This is a genomic window from Pseudomonas oryzihabitans (assembly GCF_032027545.1).
Lineage (GTDB): Bacteria > Pseudomonadota > Gammaproteobacteria > Pseudomonadales > Pseudomonadaceae > Chryseomonas > Chryseomonas oryzihabitans_F.
This window is the reverse complement of the sequence record NZ_JAVSJB010000002.1, coordinates 272,892-286,774: the sequence shown is the minus strand read 5'-3', so window position 1 is coordinate 286,774 and position 13,883 is coordinate 272,892. Positions and strand designations below refer to the sequence as shown.

Below are 13,883 nucleotides of genomic sequence, written 5' to 3'. Positions count from 1 at the left end.
GGACTTATAGTTGTGGTGGTCTTTGTCAGTCATCGTATGACTAGTGGTCGGGATCTTCAACCATAAGAAGTGCCACGGTTCCAGGCGGACGACCGCGCATCGCATCGGACTTGCTCGCTCCGGCCAGGGCTGGATAAATAGCCAGCCGCCTACCTGCTTGCCCGTTTCGCATGAAAGCTCCGCTCGAAGATCCGCTCTACTATCTGCACAACTTCCAGCGGGTACTGGACTGGGTGGCCCTGCGCTATCCCGATCTGCTCGACGACCGCGAGCAAGGCTTCATCGCCGCCTTCGCCAAACTGCCGCAGCCCTCCCGGGCGCTGCTGGTGCGCCTGGTGATGCGCAAGGGCGAGGTGTTCCGTGCCAGCAAGCTGGTCTACAACGAGATCGGCTGCCCGCGTGCCGCCGCGTTGCCCCTGGTGGACCTCGGTTGGCTACTGGCCGATCCCGAATTGCACCTGATCGAACTCTTCGCCCTGCTGCGCAAGGAGGAACTGCTTGGCTGTTTCGGCAACCGCCTGCCCAAGGCCGGTCGCAAGGAAGACTGGCTGGCCCTCCTGGATGCTGAACAGACCACCCCTCTGGCCTTCAGCGGCTGGGCCGGCCCGGTGCCCGAGTTGGTGGCGGAGGGCGTCTGGCGGCTGACGCTGATGGACCTCTGCGACCGTCTGCGCCTGCTGTTCTTCGGCAACCTGCACCAGGACTGGACCGATTTCGTGCTGGCCGACCTGGGCATCTTCCAGTACGAGACGGTGGCCTTCAGCGCCGAATCCCGCGCCTTCGGCCAGCGCCAGGAGGTGGATGCCTATCTGCATATCCAGCGCTGCCGCCAGGCCCTGCGCGATGGACTGCCGGCCGCCGAGTTGCTGCCGCTACTGCCTGCCGAACGCTTCGCCAACACCTGGCTGGAATTGCGCCGCGGCAAGCTGCTCCATGAACTGGCGCAGCACCACGAGCGCCTGGGCGAGCTGGCCCAGGCTCAGGCCCTCTATGCCGCCTCGGCGCACCCCGAGTCGCGCATCCGCGCCCTGCGCATGCTGGAACGGCTGGAGGACTGGGCCGCCGCCCAGGCGCTGGCGGAAGCCATCGCTGCCGCTCCCGCACACGACGCCGAGCGCCAGCAGGTGGCGCGCATCCTGCCGCGACTGGTGCGCAAGCAGGGTGGCCCGCCCAATCGGCGGCGCCCGGCCAGCCCGGTGGAGCGCCTCGATTTCCAATTGGTCAACGATGGCCTGCGCCGCGTCGAGTGGCTGGTGCGCGAGCACCTGGGCCGCGACGAGGCGCCGGTGCACTACGTGGAAAACACCCTGCTCACCAGCCTGTTCGGCCTGCTGTGCTGGGACGCGGTCTTCCTGGCCATCCCCGGCGCCTTCTTCCACCCCTATCAACGCGAACCAGCCGACCTGCGCCTGCCGGGCTTTCGCGAGCGGCGCGCCGAGGCCTTCGCCGACTGCCTGGCGCGGCTCGACGACGGCTCCTATCCGGCGGTGATCCGCGAGCGCTTCGCCGGCAAGCGTGGCCTGGCCTCGCCCTTCGTCGCCTGGGGCATCCTGAGTGCGGAGCTGCTCGACCAGGCGCTGGCCTGCCTGCCGGCGCAGCATCTGCGCCTGTGCTTCGAGCGGCTGCTGGAAGATCCGGACAACAACCGCAGCGGCCTGCCCGACCTGATCCAGTTCTGGCCGGCGGAAGGGCGCTACCGGATGATTGAGGTCAAGGGGCCGGGTGACCGCCTGCAGGACAACCAGCGCCGCTGGCTGGACTTCTTCGCCGCCCATGCCATCCCCGTCAGCGTCTGCCACGTGCAGTGGCAGGCGGCCACGACCCTCGCATGAGCTATCGCATCGCCGTTCGCGCCCTCTGCGAATTCACTGCCAAGGCCGGGGACCTGGACCTCAGGTTCACCCCGTCGCCCACCGCCCTGGAAGGCATCGAGGGCCACCAGCGGGTGGTGGCGCGGCGCGGACCCGATTACGAGTGCGAGATCAGCCTGCAAGGCGAGTTCGAGGACCTGCAGGTGCGTGGCCGCGCCGATGGCTTCGACGCCGCCGCCACGCGCCTGGAAGAGATCAAGACCCACAGGGGCAGCCTGGAACGCCAGCCGGGCAACCATCGCCAGTTGCACTGGGCCCAGGCCAAGGTCTATGGCCATCTGCTCTGCCAGACCCGCGAGCTGCCCGGGCTGACCCTGGCACTGGTCTATTTCGACATTGGCAGTGGCGCCGAAACCGTCTTCACCGAGGAATGGACGGCAGCGGATCTGGCCGCGCACTTCACCTTGCAGTGCTCGCGCTTTCTCGCCTGGGCGCGCCAGGAACTGGCCCATCGCGCCGCGCGGGACCAGGCGCTGGCGACCCTGGCCTTTCCCCATCCCGATTTTCGCCACGGCCAGCGGCCGCTGGCCGAAGCCGTCTACAAGGCCGCCAGCGTCGGTTGCTGCCTGCTGGCCCAGGCGCCCACCGGCATCGGCAAGACGGTGGGCACCCTGTTCCCGCTGCTCAAGGCCATGCCGCGGCAGAAGCTGGACCGACTGTTCTTCCTGGCCGCCAAGACTCCCGGCCGCGCCCTGGCCCTGCATGGCCTGGAATCCCTGGCCGCGCCGGTGCGGGTGCTGGAACTGGTGGCGCGGGACAAGGCCTGCGAGCACCCGGAGCTGGCCTGCCATGGCGAGTCCTGTCCGCTGGCCCGCGGCTTCTACGACCGCTTACCGGCCGCTCGTGCCGCCGCCCTGGCCGAGCCTGCTCAGTTGACCCGGGCGCGGGTGCGGGAAACGGCCCTGGCCCACGAGGTCTGTCCCTACTACCTGGCCCAGGAGCTGGCGCGCTGGAGCGACGTGGTGGTGGGCGACTACAACTACTATTTCGACGGCAGCGCCATGCTCCACGCCCTGGCCCAGACCCAGGAGTGGCGGATCGGGGTGCTGGTGGACGAGGCCCACAACCTGCTCGACCGCGCCCGCGGCATGTACAGCGCCAGCCTCGACCAGCGTCGCCTGGCCGCCGGCAAGGCCGTGGCGCCCCCGGCCATCGTCAGGGGCCTGCAGGCGCTCAATCGCGAATGGAATTGCCTGCACAAGGAGCAGCAGGTCGACTACCAGGTGCAGCCGGAATTGCCCGCGGCCTTCCTGAGCGCCCTGCAGCGGGTGGTGGGTCTGCTCACCGAGCACTTCGGCGAACCCGGCCAGCCGCCGTCGCCGGACCTGCAGACGCTGTTCTTCGACCTGCTGCAATTCATGCGCCTGGGCGAGGCCTTCGGCGATCACTCGCTGTTCGACGTCACCCTGCTCAAGGGCCGCGGCAAGGCGCAGTCGCAACTCAACCTGCGCAACCTGGTGCCGGCGCCCTTCGTTGGCCCGCGCCTGGCCGCGGCCCATAGCTGCACCCTGTTTTCCGCCACCCTGACGCCGGCGCATTTCCATCGCGACCTGCTCGGGGTGCCGGCCGGCAGTGCCTGGGTCGACGTGGCTTCGCCTTTCGCCGCCGAGCAGTTGGAGGTGCGCCTGGTGCGACTCTCCACCCGCTACGCCGACCGCGCTGCCTCCCGCGCGCCCATCGCCGCCTTGATCGCGGCGCGCTATCGCCAGCGGCCGGGCAACTACCTGGCCTTCTTCAGCAGCTTCGATTACCTCGACCAAGTGGCCGAGGCTCTCGCCGAGCTGGCGCCCGACGTCCCCCAGTGGCGTCAGTCCCGCGGCATGGGCGAAGCCGCCCGCCAGGCCTTTCTCGAGCGTTTCCAGGCCCACGGCCGCGGCATCGGTTTCGCCGTGCTCGGCGGCAGCTTCGGCGAGGGCATCGACCTGCCGGGCGACCGCCTGATCGGCGCCTTCGTCGCCACCCTGGGGCTGCCCCAGCTCAATCCGGTCAACGAACAGCTGCGCCAGCGCCTGCAACAGCGCTTCGGCGACGGCTATCGCTACGCCTATCTCTATCCGGGCCTGCAAAAGGTCATCCAGGCCGCCGGCCGGGTGATCCGCACCGTGCAGGACCGCGGCTGCCTCTATCTCATCGACGACCGCTTCAGCCAACCCGAGGTACGTGCGCTGCTGCCGAGCTGGTGGCAGGTGGAGGAGGGGGCGGTGCCCACGGTCGAGCCTGCGCCGGCTTGAAGGCTATCGCGGCCATGGGCCGCTCCTACGGTGGTGTCCGTACCCGTAGGAGCGGCCCATGGCCGCGATCCGCAGAGGAGCCGCTCACGCCTCCGAGGCCTGCTCACAAAACCTCAGCCGATTGCCAAAGGGATCGGCGACCTCCATCACCAGACCCCAGGGCACCTCCTCGAGGCCGGGACGGGCGAAGCCGTAGTTCTGGGCGAGCAGTTCGGCCTGGAAGGCGCGGATGCCGGTCATGCGGACGAAGACCGTCGACCCGGGGCAGGCGTCGCCGTGGTGGCCAGACAGGTGCAGGCGCAGGCCCTGGCGTTCGACTTCGGCGTAGAGCGGCAGCCCCGGCTCGAATCTATGCTCCCAGACCAGGCGGAAACCCAGGAAACGGCAGTAGAATTCGCGCGCCTTTTCGTCATCGAAAATGCGCAGGATGGGGCTGGGTTGCCCGAAGGCGATGGTGGTGCTGGACATGGCAGGGCTCGCTGCGGGTTTGCTAAGCGCCCAGCATCCGCGTTTCACGCCCGCCGGCAAGCCGAACTGTGAACCGGAAAGCTTTGGTTACCGTCCTGGCGGCTCAGAGCGTGCGCTGGGCTGCAGTTCACCGGTGCGATGGCGAACCTATCGGGGTATCGTGCATTCTTTTTTCTCTCTGGCGGTTCGGCTGGGCCGAATCTTTCATCCTTAGTGACCAAGGTTGATCCATGCAGCGTAGACACCTGCTCAAAGCGTCCCTGGCCCTGGCGGCCTACACCGGCATTCCCTCCACCGGGCTGTTCGCCCTCCAGGCCTTCGCCAATCCGGCCGATGGCGAAGGCCAGGCCTTCGATTACGACTGGCTCAAGCAGCACGCCAAGGACCTGGCCGGCCAGGCCTACCAGCCGACCGCCCAGAAACTGCCCGACACCCTGGCGAACATGACGCCCCAGCAGTTCAACGCCATTGGCTACGATGCCCAGCATTCGCTCTGGCATGACGTCAAAGGGCAGTTGGACGTGCAGTTCTTCCACGTCGGCATGGGCTTCAAGACGCCGGTACGCATGTACTCGGTGGACCCCAAGACCAAGCAGGCCAAGGAAGTCCACTTTCGTCCCGAGCTGTTCAGCTACAACAACAGCAACGTCGACCAGAGCCAGCTCAAGGGCGACCTGGGCTTCGCCGGCTTCAAGCTGTTCAAGGCGCCGCACCTGGCGCAGTACGACATCGTCTCCTTCCTCGGCGCCAGTTACTTCCGCGCGGTGGACAAGACCCGCCAGTACGGCCTGTCGGCCCGCGGCCTGGCGATCGACACCTATGCCGATCGTCCCGAGGAATTCCCCGACTTCACCAAGTTCTGGTTCGTCACCCCGAACAAGAACAGCACCCGCTTCGTGGTCTATGCGCTGCTGGACTCGCCCAGCGCCACCGGCGCCTATCGCTTCGACATCGACTGCCTGAACGACCGGGTGGTGATGGAAGTGGACGCCAACGTCAACGCCCGCCGCGACATCAAGCAGCTGGGCATCGCGCCCATGACCAGCATGTTCAGTTGCGGCACCTACGAGCGCCAGACCTGCACCACCTACCACCCGCAGATCCACGACTCGGATCGCCTGTCCATGTGGAAGGGCAACGGCGAGTGGATCTGCCGTCCGCTGAACAACCCGCCCAAGCTGCAGTTCAACGCCTTCAAGGACGACAGTCCCAAGGGCTTCGGCCTGGTGCAGACCGATCATGAATTCGAGAGCTACCAGGACGTCATGGTGCGTTACGACCGCCGGCCGAGCCTGTGGGTCGAGCCCACCACCGCCTGGGGCGAGGGTGCCATCCAGCTGCTGGAGATCCCCACCACCGGCGAGACCCTGGACAACATCGTGGCCTTCTGGGCCCCGGCGGAGACCATCACCGCCGGCAAGTCGCTGCACTACGGCTACAAGCTGCACTGGAGCGCGCTGCCGCCGGTGAGCACGCCGTTGGCACGCGTCTATGCCACCCGCTCCGGCATCGGCGGCTTCCCCGAGGGCTGGGCGCCGGGCGAGCACTGGCCCAAGGTCTGGGCACGGCGCTTCGCCCTGGACTTCAACGGCGGCGGTCTGTCGTTCCTGCCCGAGGGTACCGGTATCGAGCCGGTGGTGACCGTTTCGGACGGCAAGGTGCAGGATTTCCACGTGCTGAAGATCGACGAGATCGGTGGCTACCGGGTCATCTTCGACTGGTATCCCACCAGCGACAGCACCGAGCCGGTGGCGATGCGCGCCTTCATCCGGACCCAGGACCGCGCTCTGAGCGAGACCTGGCTGTACCAATACTTCCCGCCGGCACCGGACAAGCGTCGCTATCCGGACTGGAAACAATCCTGACCTGACCGGTAGCTATCCAGCCGCCGCTGCACCCTCGCCGGGGCAGCGGCGGTTTTGTCTGGGGGGCGAGGATGCGCCAGGCCTTGAGGACCCTGGGCGATCCGGCGTCTAGTTGGCCAGGATCACGCGATTGCGGCCGTCACGCTTGGCCTGGTAGAGGGCGGCGTCGGCCAGGCTGTAGGCGATGTCGAAGGCGGTGCCCGGGGTGTTCAGGCTGATGCCGAAGCTGGCGGTCACGGGTGCCGGTCCGGCCGTGTCCGTGGCGATGCGCTGGCGCAGGCGCTCGGCCACGACCAGGGCCTCGCCAGGCTCGCAGGCCGGCAGCAGCACGGTGAATTCCTCGCCGCCCACCCGGCCGACAATGGCCGGTTCCTGGACGATCTCCTGCAGGCAGCGGGCGATGGCCTGGATGACCGTGTCCCCCGCCGGATGGCCGAATTCATCGTTGATGCGTTTGAAGTGATCGATGTCCAGCACGATCATGGCGCCGCCGGACTGGCGCAGAATGCCACCGGCATGCTCGATCACCGCGCCCCGGTTGAACACCCCGGTAAGGGCGTCGTGGCTGGCCCGGTATTCCAGCTGTTGGGTGAGGGCCTGCAACTGCTGGTTGAGGGCGTTCATCTCCCGCTCGGCGCGGTCGCTGCGGGCGATCAGGCGGCGCGTCTCGCGCATGAGCCGCTCGAAGTGCAGGCTCAGCTCGCCCAGCGCTGCCCGGTAGCTCTCGCTCGAGCCGTCGCCGTTCGCGTACAGGGCACGGGCCGCCTGCAGCACCGCGGCTTCCTGCTCGAACAGGTCGGGCCCGACGCCGACCGGGCTGCAGCGCTTGGCACTGGCGGTCATGCCGGCAGCTCGGGGTGTTCGACGAACACCAGGGCCTCGAAGTCCAGCCGCAGCTCTTCACCGAATTCCTGGATGGTCTCGTCCTCGGCGTCGTAGTACCAGTGCAACTCGACGACGTTGCCGGCCTGGGCCGCCTGGTCGAGGGCATCGAACAGGGTGAACAGCATCTTGGTGCTGGAGCTGTTGAAATAGGCCAGGGCGACGTGCACCAGGATGGTAGCGCCGTGTCGCTGCTCCAGATAGGCGCGCAGGCGTTCGATCACCGGCAGGTAGAAGGCGGCGGCATTCTCGGGAAAGGATTCTCCCTTGAGCCAGAGCACGTCTTCGGCGAAGCGGAAATCCACTTCCGGCGACGTGGGCGTGGGAGCGATGAACACGGTGTCCATACGAGGTTGGCCCTGATCAGATGGTGGCTTTCAGGCAGAACAGGGTGATGCCCGCGTTCTGCGTGGAAGGATGGAAGGCGAATTCCAGCGGTGCGCTGGCATCCCGGGCCATGGTCAGGAAGCCGAGCCCGGCGCCCTTGCTGTCGGCTGGGGTCTCGGCGCGCAGGGATTCACGATAGGCCTGCTTGATCTGCTCCAGCGACATGCTGCGCAGCGGCTCCAGGCGGTCCCGCAGGGCGTCCACCTTGTCGCTGGCGATGGGATTGGCACAGAGCATCTGGTAATGGCCGTCCTGGCGGGAGATACAGACCGAGCCCTGCCCCAGCTTGGCGTCTTCGGGAGGCTCCGTGGGCAACGCATCCGCCGAATAATGCAGGACGTTCTGTGACAATTCGATGAAGGAGGAGAACAGCTTGCGCCGAGTGGTGCCGTTGACCCCCTCGAATTCCAGTTGCAGCTTCACCACCTCGGCCATGGCGGCGACGATGCCATGGGAGAAGTAACCCAGGTGATAGAAGATGACGTGTTGCTGCTGGGCGATCTCGAGGAAGGCGCCGTCCTGAGCGAAGGATTTCATCATGTCAGCGAAGCCACGCGAATGCAGAGGAAGGTGAGGTCGTCCCGGCGAGTCTCGTCGCCTTGCCAGGTGGCGAGGTCCTCGCTGAGCTGCCGGCAGAGCTCTGCGGTAGGCAAGTGTCGCGAGTCGACCAGCCGGCTCAGGGCGCGCCGTTTGCCGAAGGAGGTCCGCCGCGGGCCGCCGATCTGATCGACCAGGCCGTCGGTGGTGGCGAACAGCAGGCTGCCCGGTTGCAGGGGCAGGGTGGTGGCCTGCCAGCTCTGGTCGGTGGGGCTGTCGGCGTAGCCGAGGCCGATGCGCAGCGGTGCCAGGGTCAGCACCGTGGCGTCGTCGGGCGGCAGCACATGGAGTGCCAGGCGCGCGCCGGCATAGGTCAGCAGATGGTCGCGCCGATCCACCCAGAAGCAGGCGATGTCCAGGCCGTCATTGGATTCGGACAGATCCCCGGATTGGCCGAGCATGGCCTTGACGCTGACGTTGACCGCCGCCAGCAGGGCGGACGGATCGCGCGGCCCCAGCTGTTGCAGCGCCTGGGTCAGGGAGGCGGAGGCGATCATGGTCATGAAGGCACCCGGCACGCCGTGGCCGGTGCAGTCGGCGATGGCGCCGAACCAGCCGTCCTGGTACTGGGCGAAGTGATAGAAGTCGCCGCCGACCACGTCGCGCGGCTGCCAGACCAGGGTGGCGTCCTGCTCCATGATCGCCAGGGCCTCGCGGGAGCTGCGCAGCATGGCCCGCTGGATCACGCTGGCGTACTCGATGCTGTACATGATCTGGCGATTCTTCTCGGCCTGCAGGTCAGCGACGATGCGCATCAGTTGCACACCCAGGCCGAGACCGGCGAAACGTCCCTCGCGGGTGACGATGAAGCCATCGGCCAGGGCCTTCTCGCCCACCTCGACGGTCCGTCGGGTCAGCTCCTCGATGGACAGCCTGGCGTCCACCACCAGGGGCTCCTTGTCCATGAAGGCGATGCAGCTCTTGCGGTCGTAGACTTCCCGGTGGTACGGCTTGCTCATCTGCGAGAGGAAGATGTCGCGGTTGATGAGGCCGATCGGCCGGTCGTTCTCGATCACCGCGAGACTGGTGATCTCGCGCCTCTCGTTGAACAGGTCCATGACCATGGCGTTGGTGTGCTCGGCCTCGACCGCCGGCCAGGAGGTGCACAGATCGATGGCGCAGCGCTGGCTGGGACGCGAGGCGGCGCGGGAGGCTTGCAGGGGAGCGGACGACATCAGTTCGAATCCGTTCGGGAGGTCAAGCCAGCCTAGAGACTCTGTGTTGAGCTTTCATGACAAAATGTGGCAAGACGCCATCACGGGGTGAACCCGCGTGGCGTTCGGGTAATTACCGTGCTCAGCCGGTCAGGACGCCCAGCGTGCCGCGGGCGAAGGGTGCCGGGGGCACGGCGTTGAGTACGGCACCCTGCAGCACCAGGCCGCTGTGGGCGAACTGTCGCTGCGTGGCCTCGATCTCCTTGGCGGTGTTGCAGCCATGGCGGGTCACCAGCAGCGAGGTGCCGGCCTGGGCGGCCAGCAGCACCGCATCGGTCACCGCCAGTACCGGGGGGGTGTCGAGGATGATCAGGTCGTAGTGGTGCTGCAACTCGCGCAGCAGTTCGGTGCAGCGCGGGCTCATCAGCAATTCGGCCGGATTGGGTGGCCGGGTGCCGCCCACCAGGCAGTCCAGCTCGGGCAGGCCGGTGGGCTGGATCGCCTCTTCGGCGGTCGCCAGGCCAGCCAGCACATCGGCCAGTCCCGGCCGGCGGGGCAGTTGCAGGCGCCGGTGCAGCCGTCCACGACGCAGATCGGCGTCCACCAGGAGGACCCGCGTTCCCCCCTCCGCCAGTACCCGGGCCAGTTGCAGGGCCACCGTCGACTTGCCGGCGGCCGGGCTGGCGCTGGTGATCAGCAGCAGGTCATTGCGGGCCTCGGTGCGGGTGAAGGCGAGACTGGTACGCAGGGTGCGCAGCGCCTCCTGGTAGCTGGAGTCGGATGACGTCTGCCAGCCACCTAGCTCGCGGCGCGTGGCCAGCGGCAGTGGCGCCAGCAGCGGCAGGCCCAGGCGCTCCAGGGCGTCGGCGTCCTCGACCCCGCGTTCCAGGCTGGCGCGCAGATAGACCCAGGCGCCACCGGCCAGGCAGCCGAAGAGCAGGGCGCTGAGCACCAGCAGCGGCTTCTTGGGATAAACCGGGGCGGTCTGCACATAGGCATCGTCGATGATGCGGACGTCGCTCACCGTGCCGGCGTGGACCACCGACAGTTCCTGGATGCGCTTGCTCATCAGGGCATAGAGCTTGTCCGCCGCTTCCACCTCGCGTTGCCGCCGCAGCAGTTCCTGCTGGGTCTCCGGCAGCTTGCCGAGCCGGCGTTGCAGCACCTGGTGCTGCTGGTTCAGCACCTGGCGCCGGGCCAGCAGTGCCTGGTAGAGCGGATGGGTGGGGGTGAAGCGCAGGGCCAGGCCCAGGCGCTCCACCTCCAGGGCCGAAAGCTGCGCATCGAGGTCCACCGCCTGGCGCAACAGGCTGCGCGCCTCTTCGCCGATGGCGATGGAGCCCTGGCGGCGCTGGTAGGCATCCAGGGCCTGGCGCCCATCGGTCAGACGCTGGCTCACCTGCGGCAGTTCGTGGCGCAGGAAGGCCAGTTGCTGGGTGGATTCGTCGGCGTTGCGGGCGACATCCTGGCGGACGTAGGCCTCGACGATGCCCTGCAGGATCCGCTGCGCGCGCCCGGGATCGCTGTCCTGCAACTGGATCGACAGGATGCCGGAGCGCTTGCCGCGCTCGCTGACGTTGAGGCGCTCCTGCAGCGCCTGGACGGCCACCTCGCGGCGTTGCTTGACCAGGATGAACTCGGTACCCGGATAGGCGCGCAACTGGGCGATGTCCAGGCGCAGGGCGCCGGCGCTGGCCGGCTGGCCCAGGTGGCCCTCCAGCACTTGCGTCCCCTGGGCATCGCTGAGCACGAAGCGATCCGGCGCCTCCGCCCGGAGAGTCAGCGGTTGGCCGTAGAGTGCATCGGGCACCGTCAGGCTGGCGATCCTGAGGCGCTCGCCTCCCCAGCCGTAGTGGCCGAGGCCGAAGCGCGCGGTGGCGATGTCGGCGCTGCCAGCCTCGTGGCGGCGAGCCAGCCAATCGCCGAGCAGCGGCAGGCGCCGCGGCGTGACGCTCAGGTCCAGTCCCAGGGCATCCACCACCTCGCCCACTACGCGTCGCGAGGTCAGCAACTGCATCTCGGTGATGGCTTCCGGCGGCGGCAGGGGGCGGCCGTTGTCCGCCTCGTCCAGCCGCACGATGCCGCGCTGGTACTCGATCTGCACCGTCGCCACCGCCTGGTAGCGCGGCGCGGCGAACTGGGCATAGGCCGCCCCGGCCAGGGTGCAGACCCCCACCCAGGCGAGCAGGCTGCGGCGGTGACGCCAGAGGGCCGCGCAATAGCGGGCGAAACCTATGTCCGCGGCGGCAGGGGCAGCGGGTAGAGCCTGGTGCGACATGTCCATGCAGGGTCGGGCCTTGGGCGAGTTCAGGAGGGACATCCGTCGCAAGAGGACACGCGCAATGCACGCGTCGGAAGGTGGCGAAACGGGATTCGCATCTTCGCACCTGGTGGAACGCCAGGCGCTAGATCGGGCATCCGCGCCTTACCGGCTGGGTGCCACTTCGACTCTAAGCGAAAGCAAAGGCCAAAAGTGTGACTGCCCGTGCAGAACGAGACGCCTGCCGTCTTGGCAGCGTCAAGGTGCTAAGGCAGTCTTCTTCGCGACATGACGTAGTCCCCAACGACCGACGATTCCACGTACCGGATCGTGGGGCTGCTTCTAGCCGTTCACCGTCGTGATGGTGGACGGGTCTGCGCGTTCCGCGTCATCCCGGCGATGACGTCTCTGTACGGCTTCCTGAATGTAGTCAGCGGTTGAAGCCCGGTTACCCGCTTGTGTGGCCTATGGCCGGCGTGGGCGGTTTTGCACCGGTTGTACCAGGCCCGCGGATGGCGGCGTCCTGGTTCTTCACTGCCCTGGACGGCGTTCTCGACTGCACGGCTGTCAGGAGACAGGAACGATGAGCGTGTTATCCGGCGTCACCCATACCGGCGTCCAGGCCCGGCGGTTACCCTTCTGGCTGGGCGGCCTGGCGGTCGGCCTGCTGCTGCTGGCCGCGCTGCTCTGGCGGTTGCCGGATTTCCGCGATGGCGTTGGCGCCCAGAATCTCGAGGCCAGCTACCACGTGGTGCTCAGTCTCAACGCACTGGACGAGTCCGGCGTCGCTCAGCACTGGTGGCTCCCCACCGTGACCCTGGGCGGCAGCCATGACAAGCAGGTGTCCTGGGGCGCTACCATTCCCACTCGCACGGGCGACTACGTCTACACCAGCTTCAGCAGCTACGGTTTTCTCGCGCCCTACCTGGGGCTGAAGGCGGCGGGCCTGCCGCCCTCGTTGCACAATCTCGCGCTGTTCAACGCCGCCCTCGGTGCCTTGACGGCGCTGCTGCTGTTCCGCCTGCTGTACCTGGTGCTGAGGCGCAACGCGGCCAGTCGTGCCCTGGCTGCCACCGCGGCGACCCTGGGTTGCCTGCTGGCCGTGTTCAGTCGTGAGGCGCTGCTCTCCCAGGGGCTGCTGTACTGGGTCCAGAGTTTCTACCAGGTGCTGCTGCTGGCTGGGCTGCTGACCTTCTTCCACTACCTCGAGGCCCCCACGGGCCGCCATCGGACACGCCTCGGCTGGCTGCTGGCCGCCCTGGTCTGCTTCGGCGCCCTGACCGAGTGGACCGGCTACGTGTTCGGCGGTGGCCTGGCCGCGTTGCTCTGGTTGCAGCGCCGGCACCTGCCGGACGGCCAGCGCCTGGCCTGGCGGCTGGCTTTCGCCACCGCGCTGGCCGGCTTGCTGATCCTGCTGCACTACAGCCTGGCCGCCGGCCTGCTGCCGACCCTCAAGGCCTTCGCCCGCCGCTTTCTCGCCCGCAGCCCGAACAACGCCCATCTGGCCGATTTCTTCGCCGGCTATGGCCTGTCGTTCGGCCTGTTCCTCGCGGCAGTGGCCATCGCCGGCGGCGTGTTGCTGTGGCAGCGGCGCCGCCTGAACTGGCCGCGCAGCACGGTCCTGCTGCTGGTCGCCGCCAGTGTGCCGCTACTGGAAAACCTGCTGCTGCTGCAGCACGCCACCCAATTCTCCTTCGACCGCCTCAAGTTCATCTTCCCGGCCGCCCTGGTGATCGTCCTGGCCTTCCGCGTGCTCAACGGGGGCGGCCGTGCCCTGCTCGCCGGCCTGCTGCTGGTGGCCGCGGTGCAGAATGCCCAGACCTATCGCAGCGACCTGGCCGCCTACGCCGGCTGGGGCGCCATCGACCGGCAGAACCAGGCGCTGGCCAGTCTGGTGCGTGGGCAGGTAGACCTGGGTTGCACCCTGATCTCCACCGACATGACGGTGCGCGGCTACGGCAGCCTGCTGTTCCACCGCAGCATCCATGAGCTGCAGCGCCAGCCGCTGGACTACCGCGGCGAGCAGGGTGCCTGCGCCGGCCTCTATCTGGAAGGGCGAGACTTCCGCGTCGATCTGCCGGAATACACCCGCGCCCGCCTGATCCTGGCGGACGGCCGCCAGCTGACCTACGCCAAGGTGGAGGGCGATTGGCGCCAGCAATGACCTT

The 13,883-nt window shown here is 67.8% G+C and carries 10 protein-coding genes; 4 read left to right on the top strand and 6 right to left on the bottom strand.

The window, feature by feature from the left end:
• Nucleotides 1–170: 170 nt before the first annotated feature.
• Both RND78_RS03845 and RND78_RS03840 read left to right on the top strand, forming a co-directional pair.
• Nucleotides 171–1,832: a VRR-NUC domain-containing protein gene (locus RND78_RS03845; protein WP_312726215.1), complete on the top strand. Its 1,662-nt coding sequence runs from the start codon at nt 171–173 to the stop codon at nt 1,830–1,832.
• Nucleotides 1,829–4,102: an ATP-dependent DNA helicase gene (locus RND78_RS03840; protein ID WP_312726214.1), complete on the top strand. Its 2,274-nt coding sequence runs from the start codon at nt 1,829–1,831 to the stop codon at nt 4,100–4,102. Before RND78_RS03845 ends, RND78_RS03840 begins: the two co-directional genes overlap by 4 nt.
• An 84-nt stretch (nt 4,103–4,186) precedes the next feature.
• Here the strand turns inward: RND78_RS03840 and RND78_RS03835 are convergent, their stop codons facing one another.
• Complete coding sequence (locus tag RND78_RS03835) at nt 4,187–4,570, bottom strand: glyoxalase superfamily protein (RefSeq protein WP_312726213.1); 384 nt, start codon at nt 4,568–4,570, stop codon at nt 4,187–4,189.
• A 230-nt stretch (nt 4,571–4,800) separates the two neighbouring features.
• Between RND78_RS03835 and RND78_RS03830 the strand changes: the two genes are divergently transcribed.
• Complete coding sequence (locus tag RND78_RS03830; protein ID WP_312726211.1) at nt 4,801–6,435, top strand: glucan biosynthesis protein D; 1,635 nt, start codon at nt 4,801–4,803, stop codon at nt 6,433–6,435.
• 108 nt (nt 6,436–6,543) lie between these two features.
• Here the strand turns inward: RND78_RS03830 and RND78_RS03825 are convergent, their stop codons facing one another.
• The 5 genes from RND78_RS03825 to RND78_RS03805 form a co-directional block, all read right to left on the bottom strand.
• Nucleotides 6,544–7,278 carry a GGDEF domain-containing protein gene (locus tag RND78_RS03825; RefSeq protein WP_312726209.1) on the bottom strand — a complete coding sequence of 245 codons (735 nt, stop codon included), beginning with the start codon at nt 7,276–7,278 and terminating at the stop codon, nt 6,544–6,546.
• Nucleotides 7,275–7,664, bottom strand: coding sequence for a DUF1987 domain-containing protein (locus tag RND78_RS03820; RefSeq protein ID WP_059226400.1), 390 nt, complete (start codon nt 7,662–7,664; stop codon nt 7,275–7,277). Before RND78_RS03820 ends, RND78_RS03825 begins: the two co-directional genes overlap by 4 nt.
• Before the next feature lie 16 nt (nt 7,665–7,680).
• On the bottom strand, nt 7,681–8,244 hold the full coding sequence (locus RND78_RS03815) for a SiaB family protein kinase (RefSeq protein ID WP_312726203.1): 564 nt from the start codon (nt 8,242–8,244) through the stop codon (nt 7,681–7,683).
• On the bottom strand, nt 8,241–9,476 hold the full coding sequence (locus tag RND78_RS03810) for a SpoIIE family protein phosphatase (protein ID WP_312726202.1): 1,236 nt from the start codon (nt 9,474–9,476) through the stop codon (nt 8,241–8,243). Before RND78_RS03810 ends, RND78_RS03815 begins: the two co-directional genes overlap by 4 nt.
• Before the next feature lie 121 nt (nt 9,477–9,597).
• Nucleotides 9,598–11,739, bottom strand: coding sequence for a polysaccharide biosynthesis tyrosine autokinase (locus RND78_RS03805; RefSeq protein WP_312726199.1), 2,142 nt, complete (start codon nt 11,737–11,739; stop codon nt 9,598–9,600).
• 559 nt (nt 11,740–12,298) lie between these two features.
• Between RND78_RS03805 and RND78_RS03800 the strand changes: the two genes are divergently transcribed.
• Nucleotides 12,299–13,879: a hypothetical protein gene (locus RND78_RS03800; RefSeq protein ID WP_312726197.1), complete on the top strand. Its 1,581-nt coding sequence runs from the start codon at nt 12,299–12,301 to the stop codon at nt 13,877–13,879.
• The last annotated feature ends 4 nt before the right edge of the window (nt 13,880–13,883 follow it).

What these genes read in the sequence shown, in the direction of transcription:
- RND78_RS03800 (WP_312726197.1), top strand. Translation starts at nt 12,299, where the DNA reads ATGAGCGTGTTATCCGGCGTCACCCATACCGGCGTCCAGGCCCGGCGG.
- RND78_RS03835 (WP_312726213.1), bottom strand. Translation starts at nt 4,570, where the DNA reads ATGTCCAGCACCACCATCGCCTTCGGGCAACCCAGCCCCATCCTGCGC.
- RND78_RS03810 (WP_312726202.1), bottom strand. Translation starts at nt 9,476, where the DNA reads ATGTCGTCCGCTCCCCTGCAAGCCTCCCGCGCCGCCTCGCGTCCCAGC.
- RND78_RS03830 (WP_312726211.1), top strand. Translation starts at nt 4,801, where the DNA reads ATGCAGCGTAGACACCTGCTCAAAGCGTCCCTGGCCCTGGCGGCCTAC.
- RND78_RS03825 (WP_312726209.1), bottom strand. Translation starts at nt 7,278, where the DNA reads ATGACCGCCAGTGCCAAGCGCTGCAGCCCGGTCGGCGTCGGGCCCGAC.
- RND78_RS03815 (WP_312726203.1), bottom strand. Translation starts at nt 8,244, where the DNA reads ATGATGAAATCCTTCGCTCAGGACGGCGCCTTCCTCGAGATCGCCCAG.
- RND78_RS03805 (WP_312726199.1), bottom strand. Translation starts at nt 11,739, where the DNA reads ATGGACATGTCGCACCAGGCTCTACCCGCTGCCCCTGCCGCCGCGGAC.
- RND78_RS03840 (WP_312726214.1), top strand. Translation starts at nt 1,829, where the DNA reads ATGAGCTATCGCATCGCCGTTCGCGCCCTCTGCGAATTCACTGCCAAG.
- RND78_RS03845 (WP_312726215.1), top strand. Translation starts at nt 171, where the DNA reads ATGAAAGCTCCGCTCGAAGATCCGCTCTACTATCTGCACAACTTCCAG.
- RND78_RS03820 (WP_059226400.1), bottom strand. Translation starts at nt 7,664, where the DNA reads ATGGACACCGTGTTCATCGCTCCCACGCCCACGTCGCCGGAAGTGGAT.